The sequence below is a fragment of the Bradyrhizobium hereditatis genome (assembly GCF_020329435.1).
In the GTDB taxonomy this organism is placed as follows: Bacteria; Pseudomonadota; Alphaproteobacteria; order Rhizobiales; family Xanthobacteraceae; genus Bradyrhizobium; species Bradyrhizobium hereditatis.
Genome location: NZ_JAGKJK010000008.1, coordinates 113,428 through 139,449 on the forward strand (window position 1 = coordinate 113,428; position 26,022 = coordinate 139,449).

The window sequence follows — 26,022 nt, forward strand, 5'->3', positions numbered from 1 at the left end:
TGGGAAGGCTTGTCGAGATGGTTAAGCGGCCGGTTTTGGGCCGGTAACGTAAACCGACGGTCATCGGAGCGTCATTTTTCCTGCAAGGTCCGGATCGGGTCCCAATCAGCGCCCGGCGGGTTCTGGGCCAATTCCCGCGCCCGCACCGCAAACAGCGATGCCGGGCGATCGATCTCGGCCGAACGGCCGAAACATTCCGCTGCGCGGTCGAATTCGCGCGCCCGCCAATGTGCAAGCCCGTCGGCATAGTTGGCGATCAAGGTCGCTTGCGAGGACTTCAAGTCGGCCGATAGCGCCAGCAACTCGTAGATCTTCAGCGCCCCGGTCCGCCCCTTGACCCTGATGGCGTCGAGTTCGCGCCAGGCGAAGGCTTCGCCCGCCAGCGCAACCGTCGTCTCGGAAGCGATGACGGTGGTGCCGTAGAACTTGTTGGCGCCTTCCAGCCGCGACGCCAGGTTCACGGCATCGCTCATCACCGAGTAGTTGAAGCGCCGCCGCGATCCGAAATTACCGACCAATGCCTCGCCGGAATTGATGCCGATCCGCTGCGCGAGTCTGTACCCCTGGAACAGAGGCGACGAGGCGTTGAGCTCGGCCAGTTGCGTGCAGCAATCCAGCGCTGCGCGCGCTGCATTGGCGGCATGCTCGGGATCGTCGGCCGGCGCGCCGAATACCGCCACGACGGAGTCGCCGATATATTTGTCGACATAACCGCCATGGCTTTCGATGACGTCGGTCATCGCTGAAAGATATTCGTTCATCAGCTCCATCAGGCCGTCGGGCGACATCTTTTCCGCGATCAGCGAAAATCCTTCGATGTCTGAGAAGAACACCGTCACGTTGCGGGTTTCGCCGCCGAGCTCGGGCAGCTTGTTCGACGACAGCATGCGGTTGATCACATGCGGGGCGAGGTAGAGCGCAAAGCTCTTCTGCAAGAGGCGGCGGTCCTTGTCGGCGACGACGAAGCGGAAGCCGATCGTGGCGGCGAGCGCGAACAGGCTTGCGAGGAACGGCTCCGTGATTGGCAGCGCCAGTGCCTGATTGAAGGCGATCGTGGCGCCGGCAACGCTGCTCATGATCACGGCCGCCCAGGCCAGCGCCGCACTGAGCGGTCTTAAGCGCCACGCCGCGATGGCAGCGAGCGAGGCAAACAGGGCGGAGATCAGGAAGCGCCACAGCGGTCCGGGCTCGACCACGGCGTTGCGCTGGATCAGATTGTTGACTGCGGTAGCATGGATATAGACGCCCGCGATCGTGCTGATCCTGTAGCCCGCGGTGACCGGCGTGGTCTCGGCCGCGCAGCGCGGCGTGCGTACGCCCTCGATGCCGGTCGCAAAGCGCTTGGAGGTCTGCCGGCGGTCCTCGATATCGAGAACGCTCCCGAAAATGACGACCTTTCCGGCGAACCAGCGCTTGAAGTAATCCTTGTCGTTCTTGACCGCGCAGGCGCGAAGATCGGCAAAGGAAAAGGTTGGAATGTCGTCGGCGCCGCCCTCGAAATTCAGCGTGATCGTGTTCGGTACCCGACCGGGGACCTGGTAGCCCGCCAGCGTCATCCTGCCGCTCGCGTCGAACTCAGGCGCGGCGCCGAGGGCGCGCGAGGCCAGCTCGACCGCCATCGAGGGCACCCTCGTGCCGTTGACGGCAAAGCTCAGCGGCAGGCGGCGCACGATGTCGTCGTGATCGGTATGAACGTTGAGCGGCCGGATGTTCAGTTGCTGGCGCACCGCGACGCGCTGTCCGGGCGACGGCCTGACCGGCTGGTTGCCGCCGAGAATTTCGCCCAGCACTACCTTGCCGTTGGCTGAAGCAGCCGCCAGCGCCCGCAGGAAGTCGCGATCGAAACCGCGAACCTTCTCGCCCAGCATGCCTTCGCCGAACGGCAGCTGCGATTGCTCGATCGAGCTCGGGATCACCACGTCGAAGCCGGCGACCTTGGCGCCGCCTTCAAGAGTTGCCGTCAGTACGCGGCCGATCTCGCCGGTCCAGGTCAGCATCGGCGAATCCTTGAACGGCGCGGCGCGCAAGCTCTCCTCGTCGATCGCGACAACCACCGCAGGTGATGCGGCCGGATCCTGCCGGCGGCCGAACATCTCCCAGCGCAGTGCGGTGAGAATATCGAGCGAGAGCCCGCGGATCGGTCTGATCACGGGAGAGACCGAAGCCGCCGCGCAGACCAGCGCGATCGCGGCAACGACCATCCTGTTGCGCGTGCTGCGCCTTACCTTCAAGAGGGCAGGTCCGTCACGCCTATTCCAGCCGCAGCAAGCGGCCGACAATCGGCGTTGCACCGGGCTTGGCCTGCGCGTCTACGCGGAACACGATTTGCGACGACTTGAAGCTGGCGGCGTAGAGACCGCCGGGAGCGAGCGCGACATTCTCGCTGGCGAAGTCGAAGAATTTTCCCCTGAGCTGGGTACCGCCCAGATTGATCTGCTGCCGCTCACCAGGAATATCGAGGCGCCGCACGGTGAGTGTCCCGCGTCCCTTGGCTTCCACGAAGGGCGACGAACCGTAAAGCGTGAGCTGCGGTTCTGGCAGCGCTTTGTTGTCGACGCTGCGCAGCACGGTCGCGGCGACTGCCCTCGTTTCGCGCGTGGTCACATTCACCTGGCTGGGATCGCAGTCGGTCTTCTCCACCAGGAGGCCGGCGTCCGCGACAGTGCTCTCATCGGTGCCGATGGTCACGGTGCCGGCTCCGTTGATTGTCTCGCGCCGGCAGGATTTCAAATAACTGAGCACGATCGAGCCGCCGTCGCCGATCTTGATGACGGATTTCGGCGTCACATAGTCCATGAACTCGGCGCCGGTCACCTTGCCCTTGATATCTTCGACGACCGCAACCGGCGACTGCGCCGCGGCCGGAGAAGCCAGCGCCACCAGGCCGAGACAGACAGCAATCGTACGTTTCATTTGTGCAAAACCCCATTAAAAAGCGCAGGTTCATTAGTCGCGCCAGCGCCCGAATGGTTTCATGGATGGCTCAAAATACTTGGCCGTGACGGCGGCGGAACCGACCGATAGCACCTAACCGCCAAAGGGGACAACCACCGGAAGCGGCAGCCATTTTCTCACGGGATGCTGTCGGGATTGTGATTTTCCGACAGGTTTCTCGGTGTTGTGCACCACCGCGCCATTATCGCAGTGTTGCGACGGAAACCGGGGCACGATCGGATCGCGGGGCGCAGGGAGCAAACGACATGACTCTTCGATTCGGGGTGGCGCTGCGCCTTGCCGCCACGCTTCTGATCGTGTGCTACGTAAGCGCTGCGCGCGCCGAGGAAGCGGCGCCGCAGCCGCAACCTGCCGCGAGCCCGTCGCCGTCTCCTCCTGGTCAAAAGGGCGAGGCAGGGCGCGGCGCCGCCGCCGCTCCGCCGCCTGCATCCGAACAGCATCGCCTGCCGCCGGATTCGACCACCAAGCACACGCTGGCGCTGCCGGGACGCACGCTCAACTTTACTGCTACCGCAGGCTCGATCCGCCTGTTCGACGAGAAGAGCGAGCCGCAGGCCGATATCGCCTATACTTCGTATCAGCTCGACGGCGCCGATCGCGCCAGCCGTCCCGTAACGTTTTTCTTCAATGGCGGCCCGGGCGCGTCCTCGGCCTGGCTGCAGTTCGGCGCGGCCGGGCCCTGGCGCGTGTCGATCACGGGCGAGGGCGCGGTGGCGTCGGCGACGCCCGAGCTCTTGCCCAACGCCGAAACCTGGCTCGACTTCACCGATCTCGTCTTCATCGATCCCGTCGGCACCGGCTATAGCCGTTTCGTCGTGTCGGGCGAGGGCGCGCGTAAACGGTTCTACTCCATCGACGGCGACGTCAGCGCGGTTGCGCTGGTGATCCGGCGCTGGCTGGAAAAATACGACCGACTGCTGTCGCCGAAATTCGTCGCCGGCGAAAGCTACGGCGGCATCCGCGGACCGAAAGTCGTGCGCAACCTACAGACCCAGCAAGGCGTCGGCGTGCGCGGGCTGATCCTTGTCTCGCCCTTGTTGGACTATCGCGACTTTTCCGGCTCGAGCATGCTGCAATACATGTTCAGGCTGCCGAGCATGGCGGCGGTGGCGCGCGAGGCCAAGGGAGAAGCCAAGGTGACGCACGCCGATCTCGCCGATGTCGAGCGTTACGCGCAAGGCGAGTTTCTGACCGATCTCGTCAAGGGACAGGCGGATAGCCAGGCCGCGACGCGGCTTGCCGACCGCGTGGCGTCATTGACCGGTATTGATCAGGCGGTGAGTCGTCGGCTTGCTGGGCGCTTTGAGGTCGGCGAATTCCGCCGGGAATTCGACCGTCGCAACGGGCGCATCACAGGGCGCTATGACGGCTCGGTCTTAGGCTTTGATCCCTATCCGGATTCGAACTACGCGCATTTCGGCGATCCTTCCGGCGATTCCCTGAAGGCGCCGCTGACGAGCGCGGCCGTCGACCTCACCAGGCGCAAACTCAACTGGCGTCCGGATGGTTCGTATCACCTTCTCAACGAGGATGTGTACAAGGCCTGGGATTTCGGCCGCGGGCCGGCGGAGTCGGTTTCGCAGCTTCGCGAGATTCTCGCGCTCGACCCAAAAATGAAATTGCTTGTTGGGCACGGGTTGTTTGATCTCGCCACGCCCTATTTTGCCTCGAAGGTCATCCTCGACCAGTTGCCGGCCTATGCGCGGTCGGACCGGGTCAAGCTCGTCGTCTATCCCGGTGGCCACATGTTCTATTCGCGCGACGGCACGCGTCAGGCGTTCCGTGCGGAAGTCGAGAAGGTGGTGAAGTAGGAAAAGAAGAAACCGGCGCAGTCATATGACCGCGCCGGTTGTTTTGTTCGTCATTGCGAGGAGCTCGCGACAAAATTGCACAGCAATTTTGCGCTGAAGCGACGAAGCAATCCATCTATCCGCTATGCCGTGATATGGATTGCTTCGCTTCGCTCGCACTGACGGGGAGACATTCCGCCTCAGTAAACCAATCCGGTGCCTGGCGGCTTTTCCAGCGCGGCGGCGAGCGAGCGATATTCTTCGCTCGAGGTGCCCGCAAGCTGGGCGATCTTGTTCAGGTGAAATTGCGCCTGATCGCGGTTGCCCTGTTCGACCTGCCACAGGCCGTAATATTGCCAGGTCTTGACGTGCGCCGGATCGGCCTTGAGCGCGCGCTCGTACCACATTTGCGAGACCCTGTAGTCGCCGAGCTTGCGATACGAGTAGCCGATCAGGTTGGCGACGGCGGCTGTGTCGTCACGGCCGAGCGCCTTGAGCTGCGCAATCGCAGAGGCATAGTCGTGGCGCTCGTAGATCGCGGCATAGGCGGCGCGATAGCCGTCGGCGAATGCGGTCTGTTCGCTGCCGGGACGGGCTTCGCTGGATTTCTTTTTCTTCTTGTCCGGCGGTGGCGGATCGTTGTCGGGGTTTGCATAGACGACGGTAACGACAGGGGCTGCCGCAAGGGTGAGCGACAACATTGCAAGAGTCAAAAGCCTGATCGCTAGTTTATTCATGCAAGTCTCCTGATGGCCGGTTCGGCGATCCTACACCAAAGTCCGCTGGTTTGAACCCCTGGCGCCCAAGATCATTCCCGCGCACTTCATCTCGATTCCGCCAATTTTCATCGGTGGTGCGTCGTCAACGGACATGACGAAGATGTCATTCAGATGAACGGCGCCCGAAAGTTCGATTCAGGAGAGGTTCAGTGCGCGGCCACTAGCGTCGCCTGCATGATCGGCGAGCACAGCCTGTGATCGGAAATGCCCGCGGGTCGCATGGGGCAGGAATAGGAAAAGGAGACAACCATGCTCAAGACCATTTCCGCAGCGCTCGTTGCCGTTTCCGTTCTCGCCGCACCTGCGATTGCCGGCACGGCAGGCAAAACCGCACAGGCGCCGGTCAACAAGACCGCACAGGCCCCCGCGAACAAGGCCGCGCAGGCGCCCGCCGTCAAGACGGAGCAGGGCAAGGCGAAGGCGCTGAACGCCAATGCAAAGATCGATCGCCATCACAAGCATCAGCGCAAGCATATCAGCATGGTGAAGACGCATGCGAAGCCGGATGTCGCCGTCAAGCACGCGAAGCCGGCCGCGAAGCGCAGCTAGATCTGATTCGCCGGCGCGCGTTTCGCTCCCATTGCCCCGGCGCCGGCGAATGTCAGGCCAGCCCACACGCCATTTGCTTCGCTAATGGCGGTGGGCTGGCGCATGCTCAACTTTTCGAGAGCTCTGTGAAGAGATAACCGAGTTGCGAATTCCATTCTTGCCTCAAGCGGTCTAAGAGACGGCGAATTGGGGCAGGGGAAACTTCGCTTGGGGCGTTTGGTCAAAATTGCGGTGATGGTGTTGCTGCCGCTCATGCTTACGGCCTGTGCCGCCAGCGATGAGGGCAAGCCGATCACCTTTACCGAGGATCGCGGCATCTCCAGCCAACCGTTTCCAAAAAATTACCGCGGCGAAGTCCTGGCGTTTCTGAAGACCTATCTCAACAATCCCGTCGGCGTGCGCGACGCCAGGATGGCCGAGCCGGTCGAACGCGTCATCGGCGGCCGGCAGCGCTATGTCGTCTGTCTCCGTTTTTCGGCGCGCGAGTCCGACGGCGGCTACCGCGAGCCGCGCGAACGCGCCATCCTCTTTGTCGATGGCCGGCTCGATCGCGTCATCGAAAATGCGGCCGAGCCCTGTGCCGGGTTGGCCTACGCGCCATTTCCGGATCTGGAGAAACTGACGCGGTAGGTTGCGCGCTGCTTGGGGATGAGGCGGATTCGGTCCCAGGCGCAGATTTCGAAACCCGTTCTACACGCGAGTGTGATGGTTCGGGATCATTTTTATCGCATGCGACTAAATCGCAAACTTGACATCTGGGGCACGTCATCATTTATAGCGTGTACGATCGAATCGTATCAGATATAAATCTCGGAGTAGGATCCATGCCTCTGCACATCAACCCCGACCGCCGCCGTTTTCTCGGCACTGCCGCCGCGACACTTGCGGCTGCACCGTTCGCCATAAGCGGCGCTGTCTTGGCGCAGTCCGGCGTCGCGATGCCCGGTGCGGGCGCGATCCGGCCGGGCGCCCACACCTCGTTTGCCGCGCTGAAACAGATCGAGGCCGGCGTCCTCAATGTCGGCTACGCCGAGGCCGGGCCTGCGGACGGCCCCGCAGTTATTCTTCTGCACGGCTGGCCATACGACATCTACGCCTTTCGATGTGGTGCCGCTGCTGGTATCCGCGGGTTTTCGGGTGATCGCGCCACATCTGCGCGGCTACGGCACGACGCGTTTCCTCTCGGCGGACACGCCGCGCAATGGTCAGCAGGGTGCGCTCGCGACCGACGTCATCGCGCTGATGGATGCGCTGAAGATCGATAAGGCGCTCATCGCCGGTTTCGACTGGGGCGCGCGGACTGCCGACATCGTCGCGGCGATCTGGCCGGAGCGCGTCAGGGCGCTGGTCTCGGTCAGCGGCTACCTGATCGGTAGCCAGGAAGCCAACAGCAAGCCGCTGCCGCCTTCGGCCGAGCTGCAATGGTGGTACCAGTACTATTTTGCGACCGAGCGGGGCCGGCTGGGCTACGAAAAGTACCGGCGCGAATACTCCAAGCTGATCTGGCAGCTCGCTTCGCCGAAGTGGAAGTTCGACGACGCCACCTTCGAGCGCAGCGCGGCGTCCTTCGACAACCCCGACCATGTCGCCATCGTGATCCACAATTACCGCTGGCGGCTTGGGCTTGCCCAAGGCGAGGCGAAGTATGACGAGCTGGAAAGGCGGCTGGCGGAATTTCCGGTCATTGCGGTGCCGACCATCACCCTGGAAGGCGATGCCAACGGTGCGCCGCATCCGGACCCCAAGGTCTACGCCAAGAAGTTTTCCGGCAAATATGCCCACCGCCTCATCACGGGCGGCATTGGACATAACCTTCCGCAGGAAGCGCCGCAGGCTTTCGCCGACGCCATTATCGAAGTAGCGCGCGCCTGAAGGTAGCGCTCCGTTTGAGGAAGGCTCCGCTGGCGGCCGCGGCTTGCCAGCGGGCCATCTTTGGCGTTCCCGGGGCGGAACCGTGAACGAAATCGGATCACTTTTCGGCGAGGGTTGAACCTTGCCTTAGCCATTCCGGACATCAAATACAGTGGAAAACCCATCACCTTAACGGGGAAAAAAGCCCTGCGTGCGAGGAACTGAAACGGCTTGTTGCTGCGCCGTCACGCTAACGCGCCATCCGGTCGCGGGCCAATGCCGCAAAGCAACCTAAATGAGGTCACGTTGTTTGGATTGGTATCCGCAACGTCTGTAACGGGGATTAGTAGATGAGAAAGATTCTGCTCGGCACTGCCGCGCTGGCCGCCCTGGCGGCTCCAGCTTTTGCGGCCGATATGCCGCCGCGGCCCTATACCAAGGCGCCTGCCTATACCGCGCCTCAAGTCGTCTACAACTGGACCGGCTTCTATATCGGCGGCCATGTCGGCGGCGCTTTTGCAGGCAGCAACTCTCTGCAGAGCAGCGACGCACGCTTCCTGGGCGGCGTTCAGGGCGGCTTTGACTATCAGTTCGCGCCGAACTGGGTGATGGGTGCCGAAGCCCAATACAGCTGGCTGTCGGGCGGCAACAATAATGGCGTGCTGTTTCCCGGCGGGACGCTCGTGACTTCGAATACCGACCAGCTCGGCTCGGTAACGGGGCGGCTCGGCTACACCTGGGGCCCGGCGCTGCTCTACGCCAAGGGCGGCTACGCCTGGCGCGACGGCAACAATCTCGGGGTGTCGGTGGCTGGCGCGCCGGCGGCCTTCACCACCAACGGCAATCACAAGGACGGCTATACCGTCGGTGGCGGCCTCGAATACATGTTCGCCCCGAACTGGTCGGCCAAGGCCGAGTATCAGTACTATAATTTCGGCGACACGACCTTCACGTCAGGTCCTGCCGATATCACCGGCCGTAGCTTCCGCAACGACGAGCACACCGCCAAGGTCGGCGTGAACTACCGGTTTGGTTGGGGTGGCCCTGCCGCCGCCAAATATTGATCAGGACGCTTCACGTCCACACAGCAAAGGCCGGCTCCTGCCGGCCTTCGTCGTTTTGAAGCCGGGCCGCTAGCCCTGTCCGCTACCTGACAGAGTTTGCGTGCGGCAAAAAAATTTTCGCGCTGCACGCAACTTTTCGTCACGATCCGCTATTATGGTCCGGCCGGCTGGGTTGGACATCAAAACATGCGTGCTTTTGCGTTAGCGCTGATCATTTCCGCAGCGGCGTCTCCGTGCCTTGCTCAAACTGTCCTGAAATCTGAACCGTTTATCCTTGCTCCTTATGAAGTCGCCTTCGTGCAGGATCCTTCGTGCGGGGTCGGCAAGGTGCGCAAGGTAACCGGCGCGATCAGGGGACTGCAGCGGCGCAAGGCCTGTGTCACTCTGGCTTCGGAGCAGGCATCGCTGGTCTCGGCGACGCCTTAGAAGATTTACCCATCTCGGATTTCGTCCCCGGCGAACGGGACCGATACGCCGAGAGGGGTCGTTTTGTCCGCCGGGCTGCCGGCGTCCTTTCCTATGATGCCAATTGCAATTCCATCTGCGCTTCGCGCTCGGCGTCGGCCTTGTTGCGGGCGGGGTCTTCATGCGGCTCAAGCTGGCACGGCCGTATCTCGTAGTCATGGTCCAGTACCGGGCGGGGTGCGGTGCCGCCTTCGCCGGAAACGACGTCGACCACTAGGCCGCTCTTCTGGGCGATCTTCCAGACGTCGGCAGCGGTCGGATAGGCCTTGCTCAGCTTGGCATCGTTCGAGAACAGCGCGTAGGGCATTGCTAGCTCCGGTAAAAACGGTCAACGCGGAAGCGGGGTCCGGGTTCAGGCGTGGCTGCCATGTCGCGATTTCACAGGCTGTTTCGGGAGCAAATTGGCTCGTTTCGGCCCATTTTCGTGGTGTCTCTGAGTCTTTAACGAGCCGTAAACTCCGGAAAAAAGAATCCCCGAGACTCATCAGCCAGAATCGCCGGATGTTCCCGGCCATGAGAACGAGCCGCGTCCAAACCTCCTGTGAGCGTGTCCAACTCACGCTGAGCGTTTGCCTGCTGGTCGCCTGCGCGGCCAACATGGCGCTGGTTTACGCCTGGCTGTGAATGTGGCGGCGCCGGGCGGACGCCGGCCGGAATTCAGCTCTACTTCGCCGGTGGCCGCGTTGGTGGATTACCTTCCCTGAGTGCGGCGTGAACTTTCGCCATGGTCGCCGCGCAATAGGCTTCGCGCTCGCGGTTGAACCGCTCCTGGTGCGCGCGGAAATTGGCGACCCGCGCCTTGATCTCGGATTGAAAGTCGTCTCGCAGGTCGACACGCGGAAGAGGGGTAGGTCTCGATACCTCCCGCGGCTTTTCCACCGGCGCCGGGGTTGCGGCCGGGGGCGCGGGCATTCTTTGAGCCAGCAGGGAAGCGACGTCGGGGAACGGCGCAGCCACGACAGTCGATTCGGATGTCTCGATCGCTGGTACGGCAGCCGGCGCAATTACCGTCTTCTCGGCTTCCGGCGCTTTGCCAGTTACCGATTGAACAAACGCCATCGTTTGCGCGATCAGGAGATCGCGTTCCCTCATCCATTTCATTGGAAATCACCTCGGCAGAAATCCACTCCATCAAACGGCTTTTGTGGAATCAAGCGGCCGAGGAGGCGACAGTGGATAACTGCTGCGCTTTTGTACGCAAGGTGACAAAACGGTGACAGTTGGTGACCGTCAGCGTGCGCAAGTGGACAGATGACATCCGCACTTCCGACGTGCCGTCATCGACTGCCGATCTCAGCGCTCGCGGGGATTCGTATTCGGGACAAAGGGCGCGCCGACCACGCGGGCAGGCGGCTGCTCATTGATGTAGATGATTCGCTTGTCGGGTGACGGCGCGGGTTCAACACGACCGCTCGTGCGGTCAGCGAAGCGGACCGGCCTAGTGTCCTCGAATCCCAAGAGGCTGACACCGCCTGCGACGGCCACGCTGACGCAGGTGACCACAGCGAGCAGAACCATGTTGCAGTTTTCTTCGCGAATTCTCATGTGAGGAGAACGGAAGAGGGAAGGGATAGTTCCTGCCAGCAAGCTCGCGTGCGTGGATGCAAGCTAACCATGGCGGCCGTTCGAGCAAAACAGGCGAAAAATTTTGAAGTGATTGTCTCGAGTGCGACAGCATCGTGACATGCACCGAACAATGAGTGCGTATGACAGTTTGGTATTCAATACTACTCACGGCTGTAGCGACGGGGCCGCTCAAAAAAGCTGCAGTGGCGGCAAAACGAACGCACTGACACAAACCTGTGCTTGTCGCATAGCAGGGTGTCCTGTAGGACACGACAAGTTGTCCGCCAGCGAGATGGAATTCGTTGTAGATGGCTGACGCTATCAATTAAGTTGCGCTGGTAAATGAAAATTCCCTTTGGTCCGAAAGGCCTGGTTCAATGGCTGGACAATGAAGAGTATTCGATCGAATTTCAGAGGCTGCTCGGGGCGGCCCAGGAGGGCGGCTCGATGGTCGCCGAATGCTTCGCAGTGGCGCGCCGGATTGATCCGAACGACTATGCCGATTCCTGGTATCGGGAATGGACTGGGATCGCCAATCTCAGCCATGAGCGCGGCAACGCCGCCTTCGAGCGCGGACATGTATTGACCGCGCAAAGCAATTGGCTTCGCGCCATCAATTACTATCACGCATCGACGTTCGCATTCGATCCGGCCGACAACCAGCGGCAGGATGCGCTCAGGGCCATGCGTGCCTGTGCCCGCCGCTACATCGCGCATTTGACGCCGGCGGGCGAGGTGGTCGAGATTCCCTGGCTGGATGGGCACACGCTGGAAGGCTATTTCCTGCCCGCGACGAACAGCTTTGCTCGAACGCCTGTTGTCGTATGCATGGGCGATCCCGGGCATTGGAAGGAAGAATATCTCTTCAAGGTGGCGCGTTACGCCCGCGAGCGCGCCGTGTCCTTGTTGGCTGTCGATCTCCTCGGCTCTGGTACCGGCAGCGAATTCGACGAGGTGATTGGCCGTCCCGATCTGGAAACGTCGGTCAGCTCAGTGATGGACTACTTGAGGATGCGCGACGATGTCGACGAACAGCGCATCGCCATTCTTGGCGACGGGGCAGGATCGTCCTTTGTGGCGCGCGGTGTTGCGCTCGACGGCCGCTTCGCCGCCGTGGTCTGCGACGGCGGGATCTGGGACATGCATGAGCACGCCTTCCTGATGAATCGCCTTGCGCCGGATGGTGCGCGGAGCAGGGGAACAGAAGGAGGCTGGCCCGCACGGCGATTCCACTGCCCGGTTCTGGTCACCGTGGGCGGGCAGGGCTGGCTGGAAAGCGGCGTGGTGGCCGATCTGTTTGAACGATTAAAGGCCCGTCATCCCGGGATTGCCCTGAAGATTTTCGAAAGCTCGGAAACGGCCGCAGCCCAGGGCCATAGCGACAACCCGACGCTGGCCAATGAGTACATCTTCGATTGGGTCGCCGATCGCCTCGAATCAATACCGGCCTGATGCCGCAAGCCTCATAAGCCCATCGCGACCTTCAGGCAGGCCTTCTCGAGCCTGCTCTTGAGTGATGCGAGCTTGTTGGTGAACTCGCTGAGCTCGCGTTCGCTGAATTCGCCGAAAATAAAATTGTTGAGCTCCTCCTGCTGGGAGGCGAGGCCGGCGATGTACTTATACGTCTTGTCCGTCAGGGACATCTGCACGACACGGGCATCCTCGCCCGACGTCCTTCGGCGCATGAAGCCTTTCTTTTCCAGCATCTTCGACTGGGTGGTCACGAAGGACGGGTCGACATGGAGCATCTTTGACACCGTCTTCACGGACACGCCTTCGCCCTGGTCCAGATCAGCGAGCGCCATCAGGATCATCCATTGCGGGCCGCTGACGCCGAGCGCCTTTGCCCAGAAATAGCGAATCTCCTGGAGATGCACGTTGATGGCGGCAATCTCCCAGGCGAACTGCCGGGCGATGTCGTGATTCTTCCCGCCGAGCTCATGCGACTCTCCGCGCTTGGCGCGGCTTGGTGAGTCCGATCCCTTGCGGGGTTCCTGTCCCATGGCGCTTCTTATTCCAGGTCTGCTTAAAGCAGCTTAGCTGATTTAATAACAAATTCATCCCATTGGGGAGCGTCTAGGCAGTCCTCTGGAGAAAAACCATAGGATAGGCGGTGTTGCTGCAGCGACACAGTCGGTCTGCATCGATATAGCTGAGTTCATAAAGTATTTTGATTAAGTAAATTGCGCATGCATAGTTCTGATCGACGGCGAGGGGGGTCCTCGATCGTTCCGTTTTGGTAGTTCGCTCAAGTCCCTCGCGTTCATGCGGGTGTGTCCGACGACGCGAAACGACTGAGCGGTTTTCGAAGGCGAGGGCGGATCTTCCTCTGGGGGAAAAGCCACGGCTCCGTCCTCGCCTTGTTAGAGCAACTTGGAGGTTTAACATGAACTTGATCAAGAGCCTTGTTCTCGGCTCAGCGGCGGGTCTAGTCGCCCTGAGCGGAGCGCAGGCTGCCGATCTTCCCGTCAAGGCCAAAGCGGTCGAGTACGTCAGGATCTGCTCCCTTTATGGCGCGGGCTTCTTCTATATCCCGGGCACCGACACCTGCATCAAGCTGGGTGGCTATCTGCGCGTTGACACCACGTTCAACGGCAACGTCTACGGTGGTCCGGCCTGGTCGGGTGATCTCGGACAGGGCAATCGCTATCGCGATTACTTCGCGTCCCGTTCCCGTATGGCGCTGACGGTCGATACCCGCACCGCCACCGAATACGGCGTTGTCCGCACCTTCGGTCAGGCTGACTTCCAGTTCAACAACTTCGGATCGTCTAACCCCTCAGTCCTAACCTCTGGTTCGAACCCGCTTCATACTCCCGGCGGCGGTTACGTCGCGGTTGAAATGGCGTTCATCCAGTTCGCCGGTTTCACCTTCGGTAAGTCGGCTTCGGCCTACGCGACGCCCTGGAACGGCTATCCGGGCAACAACAACTCGTTCTTGATGGGCGGTCCGGACTACGTCACCGGCGTCAACAACATCCAGTACACCGCTCAGTTCGGCAACGGCGTGTCGGCCAGCATCGGTCTCGATGATCCGACCGTGTTCAGCCGCACCTCGGTGCTGAACCTCAATGCCTCGGGCTTTGCCACTGTCGGCTCCAACGCCTACGGCGGAACGCACGCTCCTGATATCGTCGGCAACATCCGCGTCGATCAGGCCTGGGGTGTGTTCCAGATCGCAGGTATGGCGCACCTCGTGAACGCCTCCTACAACAACCTCACCGGTGCCGCTCCGAACAATCTGTCGGAGATCTCCGGTCACCCCGAAGACAAGTGGGGCGGTGCTGTGACGGCTGCGTTGCAGATCAAGAATCTGCCGACCGGTGCGGGCGACGACATCAAGATCGATGCCACCTACTCGCATGGTGCGACCAAGGCTGTGGTCTCCACGAGCAGCACTTCGCCGAGCTTCGTGATGTTCGGTGATACCGGCGTTGCGGGTGGTTACCAGAGCATCGGTTTCGGCCAGACGGCTGATGGCGTGTACCGGCCCGGCTTCACCGATGGCATCAAGCTGGTTGATGCGTGGGGTATCCGTGGTGCGTTCAACCACAACTGGGATCCCTACTGGTCGACCAGCCTCTGGGGCAGCTACGGTCAGGTCCGCTACGGCGGCTCCGCTACCGACCTGACTTCGGCGCGGGGTGCCTGGTGCGCCGTCTACACTGCTGGCAAGGCCGTGTCTGCAGACTATGCCTGCAACCCGGACTTCAACTTTGCCCAGGTTGGTCTGACCACCCGCTGGACTCCGGTCAAGAACCTGACGTTCTCGGCTGAAGTTGGTGCATTCTTCCTCGATCAGAAGATGCAGGGCTCTGCCATCCTGACGCCGGCGGCTCCGAAGCCGACCGCGATCTACGAGTTCAAGGACCAGAGCACTGTGTTCCTGAACGTTCGCGCTCAGCGCAACTTCTGATCCGATCGTCAGATCGCTCTACGACAAGAGACCCCCAGCGGCAAACCGCTGGGGGTTTATTTTTTGATTCGCGTCTTCGTTTAAGCTTGCTCCGCAAGTCGATCACGCACGCAGGACGCGAGAAGACAGAGACCGATAACAAGTGCTTGAAGAGTTCAAAAAACTAAAAAATATGATTTACTCATGTAACTGCATAATCTAATGTGGCTTCAGGGTAGCCAATGAAATTCCTTGGCCACCTTCTGATAAACCTCCGAAACCTCCGGCAATGCCCTGCCGGAGGTTTTAGTTTTTGGGCAGCTGCATCAGATGCATTGAGGCTCGCCGCATAGGCCGAAGGTTGTTCTCGGCTTGCCGGAGGAAACCGCCCGTTAAGCAGGTAGGGCTTCATCTCAAGGATTGAATATGGTGCCGGCTGAGGGGATTGAACCCCCGACCTTCGGTTTACAAAACCGCTGCTCTACCGCTGAGCTAAGCCGGCGAATTTGAAGCGATGGGGCGCGAGATCTTCCATTGCCCGCGGGTCCGATCTTCGCGGCTCGAATATCAGACTTGCCTGCAAAGGACCAGAACCTCTGCAGCCCTCCAAGCCATCAGACGCGCGAAAAAACGGCCTTTCGACCGCCTTTTTCGCGCAATTCTGCTTGGCGTGACTGACAGATGTGCCTGCGGCCGTCGTCGCGGAACCAGGTGCCGGGGCAGACAAGCCTCGCCGCCGATCGGCGCGCCAGCGATCGCGAGGCGGTGTCGATTTTGGTTGTACGATCTCCCATCAGATGTGAAGTTCCGGCTGCTTATCGTTTGAAGCATCAGGAAAATTCATGCAGGCGACGGCGGCGCACGGGCAGCAATGCGGTGCCTGTTCGATGAAGTCTTGACCTGACAAGTGCTTCCAACTGGTATTTGGTGATGTGATACAGCGAGCAGGGGCGCATGTTTGGAATTCTGGGGCTGGGGTTTTTGCTAGGCATGCAGCATGCGCTCGAGGCCGATCACATTGCCGCCGTCTCCAGCATCGCCGCGCGCCGCAGCCATGTTGCCGATATCGTCAAGCACGGGCTGACTTGGGGGCTCGGCCACACGCTCACACTGTTCGTGTTCGCCGGTGCCGCCATTCTGCTCGGCCGCGCCATTCCGGAAACGGTTGCCCGGCCGATGGAGACCGCCGTCGGCATAATGCTGGTCGGCCTCGGCGCCCATGTGCTGTGGCGGCTGTGGCGCGACCGCGTGCATTTTCACCAGCACGGCCATGCTGACGGAACCGTCCATTTCCATGCCCATAGCCATGCCGGCGAAACCGCGCCGCATGCCCGTAGCGTCCATGCGCACGACCACGGCTTCCGCTGGCGCACGCTCCTGGTCGGCCTGATGCACGGCATGGCGGGCTCGGCCGCGCTTCTGGTGCTTGCGGTCACGCAGGCCTCCAGCCCCGCCGCCGGGCTCGGCTATATCGCGCTGTTCGGGGTCGGTTCGATGATCGGCATGGGCGCACTGTCCTCGGTGATAGCGGTACCGCTGGTGGTGTCCGCGCGCTCGCTCACCTGGGCCAATCGCGCCCTGCAGGGGGCCGTCGGCCTTGCCACCGTCGCGATCGGAATTATGACCGTGGTCGAGACGATCTCGGCCTGACGCAGCCTTGCCGCAGCGCTGCAGGCCGGTGAACAACGATAGAAATCTTGGGAGAGGAAACGGAGATGAAACGCCGAGACTTTCTGGCCGCAAGTGCCGCAAGTTCGCTGGTCGCGATGACGGGCAAAGCGTTCGCGCAGGCCGGACCGCTGACGAAGATCATTTTCCCGTTTGCGGCCGGCGGAAGCGGCGACCTGCTATGCCGCCAGCTGGCGCAATACCTGCCGGCGCTCCTTGATCGCAATTTCATCGTGGAGAATCGCACCGGCGGCGATGGACTGATCGGGATCCGGGCGGTGAAAGGCGCGAACCCGGACGGCACCACCATCCTGATGACGACGGGCCCGACCATGTACCTGCTGCCCATGGTGGAGAACCAACCGAGCTTCGATTCCGCCAAGGATTTTGTGCCGGTCTCGCAGCTCACCCGCTTCGAATTCGCCGTGGTCGCGAGCCCCGCGATCGAAGTCAAAGACTTCAAGGGATTGGCAGCCTGGTTGAAGGCCAATCCCGGCAAGGCGACTTATGGCACTCCGGGTAGCGGCAACATCCCGCATTTCACCGGCTGGCAACTCGAGCAGGCGCTGGGTCTATCGATGACCAAGGTGCCGTATCGTGGATCAGCGCTGATGGTGAACGATCTGATTGCGGGACACCTTCCGTTTGGCATCACCACGGTTTCCGATACGATTACACAGCACCGCGCCGGAGGTCTGCGGATTCTTGCCGTTGCCAGCGAGACTCGTTCTTCGTTCTTGCCAGACATCCCAACCCTGAAAGAGAGCGGCGTCAATCTAGTGGCAGACGGCTGGTACGGCATGTGGCTGCCGGCCGGCAGTTCGCCAGATTTCGCGAAGAAGCTGAGCACAGCCGTCGCCGAGGTGCTTGCGAAACCCGACGTGAAGGAAAAGCTGCTCGCGGTCATGCTGATTCCAGTCGGCTCCACGCCGGAGCAGCTGACGCAGAGGCTCGCGGCTGATCACGCGTTCTGGCAGCCGATCGTAAAGGCGACGGGATACAAGATTACGAACTGAGGATATTGAACCTCATCCTGAGGAGCGCGAAGCGCGTCTCGAAGGATGAAGGCCCCGTCTGTGGCCTCATGGTTCGAGACGCGCTACGCGCTCCTCACCATGAGGGCCTCCATTCTCATCCCACCGGCTTCATATCGATTTTCTTGCGCCGTGAAACAGGGCGATAGGCCCGCATGCCGCGATCCTTCACGCATCGATGGCGGATGGCGCGCGCCACCGCGGCAAGAAAAGTGGTGACCAAATAGTCGAGAACCCGGCCGGCATGGCCGAGCCCCGGGCTATCTTGCTTGGCTTCCAGAACCTGCGTCATGACTGGGTATCCTCGCCACCGGCGAGCGAGTGCTCCCGGTGGCTCAAGAAGTGGCAATACAGTTCGGCCTCACCGCCGCGCCTCGATGACGATGTTGAAGGGCGTCTCGGCGGCGATCCGCACACGCCCAAATCCGGCTTCGCGCAGAACCGCCTCCAGCCGTTTCGGCCCGGCCTGTCCGCCGAGGGCGAGCCCGACCTCCTGCGCCAGCGACACCGGCGTGCAGATCATGGTGGAGCCGGCATAGTAGAGGCGGCCGACCGGATTGAGGTTGTCCTCGAGCGTGTCGCCTGCGCGCGGCTCCACGGCCATGAATGTGCCGTCGGGCGCGAGCGCCTGCAGAATCCGGCTCGCCGCACCGACGGGGTCGCCAAGGTCATGCAGCGCATCGAAACAACAGATCAGGTCGAAGTTACCGCCAATGAAATTCTTGGCTGTCGCGACATCAAATTCCGTCCTGGCTGCCACGCCGTCGCGTTTTGCGGCGTCGCGGGCGCAGGCGATGGAATCTTCGTGGTTGTCGACCCCGAAAAATCTGGATCGCTCGAAGGCTTTCGCCATGAGAATGGTGGAGATGCCATGGCCGCAGCCGATATCGGCGACCCGCGCGCCGCGCTCGAGCTTTTCGATCACGCCGTCCAATGCGGGAAGCCATTCCTGCACCAGATGGGCCTTGTAGCTCACGCCGAAGAAGCGCGCCATTCCGCTGAACAGGCAGTTGCATCGCCCGTGATAGCCGACGGCGCCGCCATTGCGAAATGCCTTGCTCACCTTGGGCTGGTCAACCATCACAGCCTGGCAAACCTCGAACGAGCCCAGCATGTAGACCGGGCTGTCGGGATTGCCGAACACCATGGCCTGTTCCGGATTCATGACGAAGCGCCTGGTCGTCGCGTCGTAATCCAGATAACCGGCGGCGGCGTGCGCGCTCAGCCATTCGCGCACAAGGCGCTCGACTGTTCCGGTGCGGCGCGCCAGCTCTTCCGGTGTCACCGGCCCTGACTCGGCAAGCGCACTGTACAGGCCGAGTTCGTCACCGATACGTACCAGCGGTGCAATCATGGCGGCGCCGAGATCGTCCAATATCCGTGTAACGAACCCTTCCAGCTTCTGCTCGTTCAATTCTCTAACTATCATGTTCATTGCTGCCTCCTTTGGCGCGATGGGACATAAGTCCTCGCGAGGGTGCGGCAAATGACCAGGCTGCCGGATGGCTTGACTGAGCGTCTAAATCATTCCTATTTTTTGCCGTTCGTCCGAAACGCGTGATCGAGCGTCCGATTGGAGCTGTGATTATGGGCGCGGATGCCCTGTCCGATGTGTTGCGCGCGGTACGGCTCAGCAGTGCAATGTTCTTCCATCTCGACGTTCGCGCACCGTGGGTGGCCGCGGCGCCGGCCTCGTCCGCCTGCGCCTCGGCCGTCCTGCCCGGCGCGCAGCATGTCCTTGAGTATCACGTCGTTCTCGATGGCTGCTGCTGGGGCGGCTTGATCGACGAGCCATCGGAGCGGCTCGATGCCGGCGACATCATCGCATTTCCGCAGGGCTCAGCGCATGTGCTTTCCAGCGGGCCCGGCATGCAGGCGGTCCCTGACTTGAGCTATTACCGTCAGCCGACCACGGATCAACTCCCCCATCGGATCAGCCTCGGTGACAACGGTCCTGCCGACGCGCGCATCCTGTGCGGATTTCTCGGCTGCGATGCGCGCCCCTTTAATCCGCTCCTGGAGGCGCTGCCTGCGGTCCTGCATCTGCGAGGAAGCGACTATCGCGACCGTACGAGCCTTGCATTTCTTATCAATGCCGCACGGACCGAAGCTGAAGGACGCCGGGCGGGCGGAGAGGGCGTCCTTGCGCGCCTCGGCGAACTGCTCTTTGTCGAGGCGATCCGCTGCCATATCGAAGCGCTCGGTCCCGAACAGACCGGCTGGCTTGCGGGCCTCGGCGATCGACATGTCGGTCAGGCGTTGAACCTGCTGCATGGCGCCCCTGCGGCAGACTGGACGCTGGATGAGCTTGCAAAGTCAGTGGGCCTGTCGCGCTCGACGCTCGCGCAGCGCTTCACCCATCTCATCGGACAGCCGCCGATGCAGTATCTGACGCGCTGGCGCATGCAGCTTGCGGCGGGCCTACTCGCTTCCGGGCGCGACCCGATTGCCCGTGTCGCAGAGGCGGTGGGCTACGATTCCGAGGCCGCCTTCAATCGTGCGTTTCGGAGGACGGTTGGAACGCCACCGGCCGCCTGGCGGCAGGCGCATATGGTGTCGGAGTAAAGCACCCTGCGGCGTGCGTGCCTTAAATTCAAACGAATCACGGCCGCAGGGTTGAACGGCCACATTTGGGAGAAATTGTCGCAACACGCGGCGGTTCCCGATACCCCCATCTCATTTAGTCGCCTGAATTATTGCATTATTTGTCGATGCTGGCAGCGCATTCGGGCGGGCTGTACAATGAGCCGCCGGCGCTTTGACTTGAACAGGATTCCCAAGTTTAAGTACCGTTGTGTCTCCAACGGGAGTTGGGGCATCGAAGCAGGTTTGCCGGATCTGGTTTGATCCGGCTAGCCGCGTTTGCCGACAGCAGAAGGATAAGCACCGCATGGGTTCATATTTTCGGCGGCAGCTTGCGGATTACGTTGAATACCATCGGGACCCCTGGAATTGCGCGATGCATGTCTTCGGCATCGTTTTCTTGTTCCTGGCCGCTATTCTTCCGCTCAGCCTGTGGTCCATCACCGTGTTCGGTTTCCAGACCAGCGCTGCGACGATCGCTGTCATACCGGTGCTCATCTACTGGTTCCTGCTCGACTATGCGCTTGGCGCTGCCATCCTTGGGGCTGCCATCGTGTTGCTGTCAGCCGCTGCCGCGATCGTCAGTTACATGACGACCGCCGGTATGTGGTCGCTGACGGCTATCCTGATTGTCGTTGGCATCGCATCGCAGATTATTGGGCACCGCGTGTTCGAAGGACGGCAGCCGGCGCTGGTCGACAATCCGGCTCACCTGCTGCTTGGACCAATGTTTGTCATGGCGAAGTTGTTTATCGCGCTCGGCTTTCGGCGCGATCTCGCCATCATCATCCAAGGGCATCCGCAAGTCGCTGCATCTTAATCTCGAATAGTTCAGCTTGAAGTGCACCCATAGATGACACGCGTACTGGTTACAGGCGGCAGTGGGTTCATCGGAAAGCACCTCGTCGCTGCGCTAATCGCGCAAGGCCGGCAGGTGAGGGTGCTCGACCTTCAGCCACCGCCTCGCACCTTGCCGCAGATTGAGTATGTTGGCGGATCGGTGCTTGATCGTGACCTGGTAGGCCGGGCGATGGACGAGGTCGACGAGGTCTACCACCTGGCCGGCTTGCCAGGCATGTGGTTGCCGCGAAAAGCCGATTTTCACACCGTCAATTGCGGTGGCACCGAGATTGTGATTGAGACGGCACGCAAGCGCGGCATCAAGCGCTTCCTGCACTGCTCGACGGAATCGATTCTGTTCCGCGCCTCACCATCGATGGTTCCGGTCGCCGATGATGCCTTGCTGCCGGACGACATGCCCGGCCCATATACGCGCTCGAAAATGCTGGCCGATCGGGTTGCTATGCAGGCGGCCGCATCCGGATATCCGGTTGTTATCGGCTGTCCCACCATGCCCGTCGGGCCTTACGATCACAACGTGACCCCGCCGACGGCGATGCTCAGGTATTTTCTCGGCCAACGCCTGCATTTGCATCTTGATTTTGTCGTGAACCTCGTCGACGTGCGCGACGCCGCCGAAGGGCTGATCCTTGCCATGGAACGCGGACGCGCCGGACATCGCTACGTTCTCGGCGGCGAAAGCATCCCGCTAACGCGGGTTCTCGAAATCATGGCTGAAATCAGCGGCCGTCGCGTCTGGCGCATTCAAGTGAATGGCAAGGTCGCCGAGATAGTCACGGCAACGCTGGAATTCATCGCCGATTACGTGACGCGCCGGCCTCCGTCCGGTACGGCGGAAGGCGTTCGGATCGCATTGCGAGCGGGGGCCTTGTCAATCGAGAAAGCGCAACGCGAGCTGGGCTATGCGCCAGGCCCGGTCGAGCCTGTGTTGCGGGAAACCATTGCGCATCTGCTTGATGCCGGCCACAATCAACCTGAATGGGGCTCAACGCCGAGTACGCGCCCTCGACCGTTTCACGTCGAGCGCCGGGTTGGCGGTTGATCCAATCGCTTAAAATACGGTCCGCGACATGCTGAACGATCCCAGTCAATGGTTGGCTTTCGTCTTGAGTGGCTGGACCACTACGTGGCCCACCCAGTTGCTCGCCATCATCTGGATTTTGTGGGTCATGAGTTGGGTCGTCGCATCGTTCTGGTCCGGGCAAACCAAGAAACACGTGATGACCTGGGAGTCGCTCAAGTACCGCTTCCCGATTCTCCTAGGGGCCATTCTGTTTTTGCCATTGACTGGCAAGATCATCGGGGAGAAGCCGCTCTGGCAGTTTGGCAACCCCGGCATCTACGCGCTGGCGTGTCTTGTCCTTGCGGGGATCTCGTTCACATGGTGGGGGAGAATTCATCTCGGACGTTTCTGGTCAAACGCGATCACGCACAAGGAAGGCCATCAGGTCATTGACACCGGCCCCTATGGTCTTGTGCGCCACCCGATCTATACCGGGCTTATCGCGGGAATGCTGGTGACGGGTATCGCTGTCGGAACCGTGACGGCGATGCTGGGCGCCGTGCTGATCTCGCTCGGGATGGGGTTGAAGGCACGTATGGAGGAAGGCTTCCTCACGGCTGAACTTGGTGAGGATGCCTATGGCTCGTATTGCCGTCGCGTTCCGATGCTGATTCCGTTCCTGCCGCGCACCTGACGCCGCTGCAAGCTACCGTTTCGGCCGCGACGCCACGGATGTCGCGACAGGTGGCGGTGGAGTAAGACGGCGCGGAACCAGAACGCGCTGGCCTTGTGGCAGCGGCGCACTCTCTGAAACCTGATTGGCTTGGGTGAGTGACCACAGCGGTACATGGTTGAGAGCAGCAAGCCGCTGTAAGGTATCGCCCGAACGGGCAGATTGCTGCGTGCCGCTATCCCACAGCTCAATCGGGGCATCGGGAGGAACCACGTAACGGAGCGGCACCGCCTCTCCCTTGGCCGGCGTCGCCGCGAGTTGCGCAATTGCGGTTACCAATTGCTCGTGGATGGAATCCTGCTTGTCGATGTTGATGTGGGTGACTTCCTCGTGCTGCTTCAAATCGAAGCTGGCGTAGTGACCCTGGTAACCTCGCTCCGCCACCACATCGCCGCCGCCCAATATGCTGTCGGACAAGAAAATATTTATGAAACGCTCGACGTTCAGCGGCACTTTCGGGCTTGCCTGAGCCGGATCAATGGTGACCACCAGGCTGACCGGGATGTTTTCGGACTTCAGGATCCCGGCGAACGTCAATGCGCAAAGTCCGCCCATCGAATGACCGATCAGGGCGATCGGAGCGGGATTGTCCCGGAAATCACGAATGGCCTGATCCGCGATCAGCCGGCAAATGGTGAATTCGTAGACGTCGGCCCGGATGCCGGCTTCCTGGAGGCGCTTGGTCAGGCGGTCCATCCCGCGCGAAAAGATCGGGCCGAGCGCGCCCCGGAACAGGTAGACGCGCGCCTGTGGCTGGGTTGTGGCTGGCGGAGCGTCGGGAGCGATTGTAGCGGTGGCGTTGGTCGTGCGTGCGACCGGGCCGGCGAGTGCCAGATTGCAAACTGCAGAGAATATGCAGAAGGAAAGGGCCGCACGGATCACCACGGCCGCAACCTGCGTCGGACTGCTCATGCGCGCTCCATCAGCGATTTTAGGCACACCCCAACGCCGCCCAGCGCTTCGTGCGTGATCTATCGCCGAGGAATTGGCAAATTTGCGGCACTCGTCGCTTGGCGGCCGCCCAGCCCGGCCGCGAGAGCTTCGAGCTTAGAGAAATTTCCCAGGGGCACCTCGCGGTGGCTGGCGGTGGAGGGGCCCCCGTGGCCGTTCTTGGCCGCTAATCAGGGCTACTTTCGACTAGCGGAGGGCGAGCGGTCGCAGCGCCGTGCCGGCCACAGTGCCGCGGATGGCATTTGTGGTCAGGATATAGGCGAACTCGTAGACACGATCGGCGGCGAGCCGCTCGAGGTTATTGAACTCCAGGATGTGAACGCCCTGCTGGACGAGCAGATAGACGTGGACCGGGTTGAAGCTGCCGCCAACGGCCTGAGAGTCGGCCGGCTTCGGCGGCACATATTCGAGCCCGGACGTATCCGAACCAAGCATAAGCGCGCCCTTCTCCTCGACGAGCCACTTCGCGGCTGTCAGGCCGATGCCTGCCGAGTCGTGCTGGCCGATCTTGGCGTGGTCGCGCCCGTTCTCGCCCCAGTAGCGCGCGGTTCCCGTGCGCAGCAGCACGACGGTGCCCGGGGTGACGTCAACGTTCTGCGCCCGCAAAGCGCCCTCGATATCAGCGACAGTGATCTCATAGGAAGATGGAAGGGCCTCCACGTTCTTGAAGCCAGCAACGTCGACCAAGACGCCCCGCGCGATGATCGGCGGGATCGTCGTCACGTCGGCCTTGCGAATGCCGAAGTCGCCGCCCCACTCGTCGGACGTGAAACCGTTGTAAAACTCGTTCTTCGGTCCGTGCGTGATGTGGCCGAGTCCATCAATCTGGGTCGCCACGTTGTCGTTCATGAAGATCGCGTTGCTGTGCCAGGCGGTGATGCCTGTATTGCCGCCCTCCGGCGTGGTGAACGACAGATCCTTCTGGCTCCTTACGCCCGCGGGCGACCGGAAGCTGATGATTTCGCCCGGGCTGTGGCCGGGCCATTTGTATGAATAGCGGTCGTACGGAAGTCCGAGATCGTAGACCTTACCCTGTGTGACGAGCTTCAAGGCGGCCAAACGTGATGCATCGGTCATCTCGTTGAGGTTTCCGACCTCGTCCTGAGGCCCCCAGACCCAGCCCCACCCTTTTCCTTTTGTCCACTTCTTCATGCCGCCGTCCTGCGCATAGCCGGCGCCGGCTGCGAGTGCGAGAACGATCACGGCGAGCAGGAATCGCGAAACTACCTTCATGGAATCCTCCCGGGAACGACATGGATAGCTCAGCTTGGGCAGTCTAGGCCTGAGGTGATCGTGCGATCAACGAGATTGTCGGTCAGCCGCCGTAACGCCACGCGGAGACACGAACGTCAGCTCATGGCCCAACTCGGGCCTCTGGTGAGGTGCGCAATCAGGGCTGCGGACGACTACGTACGCGCCCTTATCTGCAGCGCGAGCTTTATGGGTACAGGGCCCGCTAACGTACCGCTGCGGCGCTAGCGGTGCCTGGTCTCGCCGCGCTTGCCGCTCCAGCGGCTCCAGCCTGCCGCGGTTTCTCTGCCCTCGAAGCTGGTGCGGATCGGCCGAAGACGACAGCGTCAATCTCGCTTATCACCTTCCGCTGTATGATTTGGTTCTTTTCGATGGACATGTGCCCAACGCCAGGCACGTCCTGCACATTCACATTCTCGAGCTTGCCCTGGAATTGGCCGGTCTTCATGACCGGCGTGCCGGCGCCGTTGGCAATGTAGAAGTTTATGTAGCGTCCCACGCGTCCCGAGAGGCTGGTGCGAAACACCGAATCCAGGCCGATTGCGAGCTTCACGGGAGCGCCAAGCTGATCCAGCTTGGCGACCATGTCAGGCAGCGCGGTGGCTCCCGAGGAATGCCCGACCAGAATGATCGTCTTGATCCTGCCGCTCTTGTATCCGGCGGCGGCTTCGTCGGCGAGCGACGACCAAGAGGCGAAGTTCGCGACAGTGACCGGAATGCCCTGCGCCCGCAGCTGTGCCGCAATGTCATCGAGCCCGAGCGAAAAGATATTGAGCACGCCGCGGAGCAGATAGACGTGGGCAGTCGAGGCCGCCGACGCTGAGTTCGGCACTGCCAGCGCGGAACTTGCGCCGATCGGCAGGAGCAGCAAGACGGCGATCGCTATCGCGTGCACTCGCCGCCACGATGCTCGGCGGGAAAAGGATGACCAGCCGACAGATCCGATGTTGCCGCGATAGGGCTTCATTGCGCTCCTCGAAGGACTGCAAAGTGTTTCGCGGGGCGACCGTAGCGCCCGCGCGCT

At 61.5% G+C, this 26,022-nt stretch carries 25 protein-coding genes, 1 tRNA gene and 1 pseudogene; 14 read left to right on the plus strand and 13 right to left on the minus strand.

All coding sequences use genetic code 11. From position 1 onward, the window contains the following. Window positions 1-71: 71 nt before the first annotated feature. Entirely contained in the window at window positions 72-2,201 is a 2,130-nt protein-coding gene (locus J6524_RS19735) for an adenylate/guanylate cyclase domain-containing protein (RefSeq protein ID WP_225673492.1), read from the minus strand. Window positions 2,202-2,250: 49 nt separating this feature from the next. Further along, window positions 2,251-2,913, minus strand: coding sequence for a hypothetical protein (locus J6524_RS19740; protein ID WP_225673494.1), 663 nt, complete (start codon window positions 2,911-2,913; stop codon window positions 2,251-2,253). Between the two features lie 287 nt (window positions 2,914-3,200). On the opposite strand from J6524_RS19740, the gene J6524_RS19745 reads away from it, so the two are divergent. After that, window positions 3,201-4,766, plus strand: coding sequence for a S10 family peptidase (locus tag J6524_RS19745; protein ID WP_225673495.1), 1,566 nt, complete (start codon window positions 3,201-3,203; stop codon window positions 4,764-4,766). A 179-nt stretch (window positions 4,767-4,945) separates the two neighbouring features. On the opposite strand, the gene J6524_RS19750 is transcribed toward J6524_RS19745, so the two are convergent. Then, a complete protein-coding gene (locus J6524_RS19750; protein ID WP_225673497.1) occupies window positions 4,946-5,482 on the minus strand; it encodes a hypothetical protein in 537 nt (178 codons plus the stop codon). Between the two features lie 291 nt (window positions 5,483-5,773). On the opposite strand from J6524_RS19750, the gene J6524_RS19755 reads away from it, so the two are divergent. The 5 genes and pseudogenes from J6524_RS19755 (at window position 5,774) to J6524_RS19775 (ending at window position 9,414) form a co-directional block, all read left to right on the plus strand. Then, complete coding sequence (locus J6524_RS19755; RefSeq protein WP_225673498.1) at window positions 5,774-6,073, plus strand: His-rich protein BRANT; 300 nt, start codon at window positions 5,774-5,776, stop codon at window positions 6,071-6,073. A 234-nt stretch (window positions 6,074-6,307) separates the two neighbouring features. Further along, complete coding sequence (locus J6524_RS19760; protein WP_225674030.1) at window positions 6,308-6,703, plus strand: hypothetical protein; 396 nt, start codon at window positions 6,308-6,310, stop codon at window positions 6,701-6,703. A gap of 194 nt (window positions 6,704-6,897) precedes the next feature. Beyond that, window positions 6,898-7,945 (plus strand): annotated as a pseudogene (locus J6524_RS19765) (alpha/beta fold hydrolase). A 329-nt stretch (window positions 7,946-8,274) separates the two neighbouring features. Then, a complete protein-coding gene (locus J6524_RS19770; protein ID WP_225673500.1) occupies window positions 8,275-8,988 on the plus strand; it encodes an outer membrane protein in 714 nt (237 codons plus the stop codon). A 186-nt stretch (window positions 8,989-9,174) separates the two neighbouring features. Beyond that, window positions 9,175-9,414, plus strand: a complete 240-nt coding sequence (locus J6524_RS19775) for a DUF6719 family protein (protein ID WP_312002429.1) — start codon at window positions 9,175-9,177, stop codon at window positions 9,412-9,414. A 91-nt stretch (window positions 9,415-9,505) separates the two neighbouring features. On the opposite strand, the gene J6524_RS19780 is transcribed toward J6524_RS19775, so the two are convergent. From J6524_RS19780 to J6524_RS19790, 3 genes are all read right to left on the minus strand, one after another. Next, the gene (locus tag J6524_RS19780) at window positions 9,506-9,760 is read right to left on the minus strand and encodes a hypothetical protein (protein ID WP_225673504.1); all 255 of its coding nucleotides are present in this window, start codon (window positions 9,758-9,760) and stop codon (window positions 9,506-9,508) included. A 356-nt stretch (window positions 9,761-10,116) separates the two neighbouring features. Next, entirely contained in the window at window positions 10,117-10,554 is a 438-nt protein-coding gene (locus J6524_RS19785; protein ID WP_225673506.1) for a hypothetical protein, read from the minus strand. Window positions 10,555-10,746: 192 nt separating this feature from the next. Next, a complete protein-coding gene (locus J6524_RS19790) occupies window positions 10,747-10,971 on the minus strand; it encodes a hypothetical protein (protein ID WP_225673508.1) in 225 nt (74 codons plus the stop codon). 390 nt (window positions 10,972-11,361) lie between these two features. Here J6524_RS19790 and J6524_RS19795 point away from each other — a divergent pair, with 390 nt between their 5' ends. After that, the gene (locus J6524_RS19795; RefSeq protein ID WP_225673510.1) at window positions 11,362-12,471 is read left to right on the plus strand and encodes an alpha/beta hydrolase; all 1,110 of its coding nucleotides are present in this window, start codon (window positions 11,362-11,364) and stop codon (window positions 12,469-12,471) included. Between the two features lie 11 nt (window positions 12,472-12,482). On the opposite strand, the gene J6524_RS19800 is transcribed toward J6524_RS19795, so the two are convergent. Continuing rightward, complete coding sequence (locus tag J6524_RS19800; protein ID WP_225673513.1) at window positions 12,483-13,022, minus strand: MarR family winged helix-turn-helix transcriptional regulator; 540 nt, start codon at window positions 13,020-13,022, stop codon at window positions 12,483-12,485. A gap of 383 nt (window positions 13,023-13,405) precedes the next feature. On the opposite strand from J6524_RS19800, the gene J6524_RS19805 reads away from it, so the two are divergent. Further along, complete coding sequence (locus tag J6524_RS19805) at window positions 13,406-14,935, plus strand: porin (protein ID WP_225673515.1); 1,530 nt, start codon at window positions 13,406-13,408, stop codon at window positions 14,933-14,935. Window positions 14,936-15,341: 406 nt separating this feature from the next. Here the strand turns inward: J6524_RS19805 and J6524_RS19810 are convergent. Further along, window positions 15,342-15,416: transfer RNA gene (locus J6524_RS19810), tRNA-Thr, on the minus strand. A 452-nt stretch (window positions 15,417-15,868) separates the two neighbouring features. On the opposite strand from J6524_RS19810, the gene J6524_RS19815 reads away from it, so the two are divergent. Together J6524_RS19815 and J6524_RS19820 are read left to right on the plus strand one after the other, a co-directional pair. Beyond that, window positions 15,869-16,564 carry a sulfite exporter TauE/SafE family protein gene (locus J6524_RS19815; RefSeq protein WP_225673517.1) on the plus strand — a complete coding sequence of 232 codons (696 nt, stop codon included), beginning with the start codon at window positions 15,869-15,871 and terminating at the stop codon, window positions 16,562-16,564. A 65-nt stretch (window positions 16,565-16,629) separates the two neighbouring features. Then, complete coding sequence (locus J6524_RS19820; protein WP_225673518.1) at window positions 16,630-17,598, plus strand: Bug family tripartite tricarboxylate transporter substrate binding protein; 969 nt, start codon at window positions 16,630-16,632, stop codon at window positions 17,596-17,598. Window positions 17,599-17,713: 115 nt separating this feature from the next. Here J6524_RS19820 and J6524_RS19825 read toward each other — a convergent pair whose 3' ends face one another. Both J6524_RS19825 and J6524_RS19830 read right to left on the minus strand, forming a co-directional pair. Beyond that, a complete protein-coding gene (locus J6524_RS19825; RefSeq protein ID WP_225673520.1) occupies window positions 17,714-17,908 on the minus strand; it encodes a hypothetical protein in 195 nt (64 codons plus the stop codon). 69 nt (window positions 17,909-17,977) lie between these two features. Beyond that, window positions 17,978-19,051 carry a class I SAM-dependent methyltransferase gene (locus J6524_RS19830; protein WP_225673522.1) on the minus strand — a complete coding sequence of 358 codons (1,074 nt, stop codon included), beginning with the start codon at window positions 19,049-19,051 and terminating at the stop codon, window positions 17,978-17,980. Window positions 19,052-19,203: 152 nt separating this feature from the next. Between J6524_RS19830 and J6524_RS19835 the strand changes: the two genes are divergently transcribed. From J6524_RS19835 to J6524_RS19850, 4 genes are all read left to right on the plus strand, one after another. Next, window positions 19,204-20,181, plus strand: coding sequence for an AraC family transcriptional regulator (locus tag J6524_RS19835; protein ID WP_225673524.1), 978 nt, complete (start codon window positions 19,204-19,206; stop codon window positions 20,179-20,181). A 325-nt stretch (window positions 20,182-20,506) separates the two neighbouring features. Beyond that, on the plus strand, window positions 20,507-21,019 hold the full coding sequence (locus J6524_RS19840) for an Mpo1 family 2-hydroxy fatty acid dioxygenase (RefSeq protein ID WP_225673526.1): 513 nt from the start codon (window positions 20,507-20,509) through the stop codon (window positions 21,017-21,019). A gap of 33 nt (window positions 21,020-21,052) precedes the next feature. Beyond that, window positions 21,053-22,102, plus strand: coding sequence for an NAD-dependent epimerase/dehydratase family protein (locus J6524_RS19845; protein WP_225673528.1), 1,050 nt, complete (start codon window positions 21,053-21,055; stop codon window positions 22,100-22,102). Window positions 22,103-22,130: 28 nt separating this feature from the next. Next, window positions 22,131-22,757: a methyltransferase family protein gene (locus J6524_RS19850; protein ID WP_225673530.1), complete on the plus strand. Its 627-nt coding sequence runs from the start codon at window positions 22,131-22,133 to the stop codon at window positions 22,755-22,757. Between the two features lie 12 nt (window positions 22,758-22,769). On the opposite strand, the gene J6524_RS19855 is transcribed toward J6524_RS19850, so the two are convergent. From J6524_RS19855 to J6524_RS19865, 3 genes are all read right to left on the minus strand, one after another. After that, window positions 22,770-23,708, minus strand: a complete 939-nt coding sequence (locus J6524_RS19855; RefSeq protein WP_225673532.1) for an alpha/beta fold hydrolase — start codon at window positions 23,706-23,708, stop codon at window positions 22,770-22,772. Between the two features lie 225 nt (window positions 23,709-23,933). Beyond that, entirely contained in the window at window positions 23,934-24,980 is a 1,047-nt protein-coding gene (locus J6524_RS19860) for a cyclase family protein (protein ID WP_225673534.1), read from the minus strand. Between the two features lie 223 nt (window positions 24,981-25,203). Then, a complete protein-coding gene (locus J6524_RS19865; protein ID WP_225673536.1) occupies window positions 25,204-25,965 on the minus strand; it encodes a hypothetical protein in 762 nt (253 codons plus the stop codon). Window positions 25,966-26,022: the final 57 nt, after the last annotated feature.

Excerpts from the sequence above, each read along its gene's own strand:
- J6524_RS19735 (WP_225673492.1), bottom strand. The coding sequence starts at position 2,201 with ATGGTCGTTGCCGCGATCGCGCTGGTCTGCGCGGCGGCTTCGGTCTCT.
- J6524_RS19740 (WP_225673494.1), bottom strand. The coding sequence starts at position 2,913 with ATGAAACGTACGATTGCTGTCTGTCTCGGCCTGGTGGCGCTGGCTTCT.
- J6524_RS19745 (WP_225673495.1), top strand. The coding sequence starts at position 3,201 with ATGACTCTTCGATTCGGGGTGGCGCTGCGCCTTGCCGCCACGCTTCTG.
- J6524_RS19750 (WP_225673497.1), bottom strand. The coding sequence starts at position 5,482 with ATGAATAAACTAGCGATCAGGCTTTTGACTCTTGCAATGTTGTCGCTC.
- J6524_RS19755 (WP_225673498.1), top strand. The coding sequence starts at position 5,774 with ATGCTCAAGACCATTTCCGCAGCGCTCGTTGCCGTTTCCGTTCTCGCC.
- J6524_RS19760 (WP_225674030.1), top strand. The coding sequence starts at position 6,308 with ATGGTGTTGCTGCCGCTCATGCTTACGGCCTGTGCCGCCAGCGATGAG.
- J6524_RS19770 (WP_225673500.1), top strand. The coding sequence starts at position 8,275 with ATGAGAAAGATTCTGCTCGGCACTGCCGCGCTGGCCGCCCTGGCGGCT.
- J6524_RS19775 (WP_312002429.1), top strand. The coding sequence starts at position 9,175 with ATGCGTGCTTTTGCGTTAGCGCTGATCATTTCCGCAGCGGCGTCTCCG.
- J6524_RS19780 (WP_225673504.1), bottom strand. The coding sequence starts at position 9,760 with ATGCCCTACGCGCTGTTCTCGAACGATGCCAAGCTGAGCAAGGCCTAT.
- J6524_RS19785 (WP_225673506.1), bottom strand. The coding sequence starts at position 10,554 with ATGAAATGGATGAGGGAACGCGATCTCCTGATCGCGCAAACGATGGCG.
- J6524_RS19790 (WP_225673508.1), bottom strand. The coding sequence starts at position 10,971 with ATGGTTCTGCTCGCTGTGGTCACCTGCGTCAGCGTGGCCGTCGCAGGC.
- J6524_RS19795 (WP_225673510.1), top strand. The coding sequence starts at position 11,362 with ATGAAAATTCCCTTTGGTCCGAAAGGCCTGGTTCAATGGCTGGACAAT.
- J6524_RS19800 (WP_225673513.1), bottom strand. The coding sequence starts at position 13,022 with ATGGGACAGGAACCCCGCAAGGGATCGGACTCACCAAGCCGCGCCAAG.
- J6524_RS19805 (WP_225673515.1), top strand. The coding sequence starts at position 13,406 with ATGAACTTGATCAAGAGCCTTGTTCTCGGCTCAGCGGCGGGTCTAGTC.
- J6524_RS19815 (WP_225673517.1), top strand. The coding sequence starts at position 15,869 with ATGTTTGGAATTCTGGGGCTGGGGTTTTTGCTAGGCATGCAGCATGCG.
- J6524_RS19820 (WP_225673518.1), top strand. The coding sequence starts at position 16,630 with ATGAAACGCCGAGACTTTCTGGCCGCAAGTGCCGCAAGTTCGCTGGTC.
- J6524_RS19825 (WP_225673520.1), bottom strand. The coding sequence starts at position 17,908 with ATGACGCAGGTTCTGGAAGCCAAGCAAGATAGCCCGGGGCTCGGCCAT.
- J6524_RS19830 (WP_225673522.1), bottom strand. The coding sequence starts at position 19,051 with ATGAACATGATAGTTAGAGAATTGAACGAGCAGAAGCTGGAAGGGTTC.
- J6524_RS19835 (WP_225673524.1), top strand. The coding sequence starts at position 19,204 with ATGGGCGCGGATGCCCTGTCCGATGTGTTGCGCGCGGTACGGCTCAGC.
- J6524_RS19840 (WP_225673526.1), top strand. The coding sequence starts at position 20,507 with ATGGGTTCATATTTTCGGCGGCAGCTTGCGGATTACGTTGAATACCAT.
- J6524_RS19845 (WP_225673528.1), top strand. The coding sequence starts at position 21,053 with ATGACACGCGTACTGGTTACAGGCGGCAGTGGGTTCATCGGAAAGCAC.
- J6524_RS19850 (WP_225673530.1), top strand. The coding sequence starts at position 22,131 with ATGCTGAACGATCCCAGTCAATGGTTGGCTTTCGTCTTGAGTGGCTGG.
- J6524_RS19855 (WP_225673532.1), bottom strand. The coding sequence starts at position 23,708 with ATGAGCAGTCCGACGCAGGTTGCGGCCGTGGTGATCCGTGCGGCCCTT.
- J6524_RS19860 (WP_225673534.1), bottom strand. The coding sequence starts at position 24,980 with ATGAAGGTAGTTTCGCGATTCCTGCTCGCCGTGATCGTTCTCGCACTC.
- J6524_RS19865 (WP_225673536.1), bottom strand. The coding sequence starts at position 25,965 with ATGAAGCCCTATCGCGGCAACATCGGATCTGTCGGCTGGTCATCCTTT.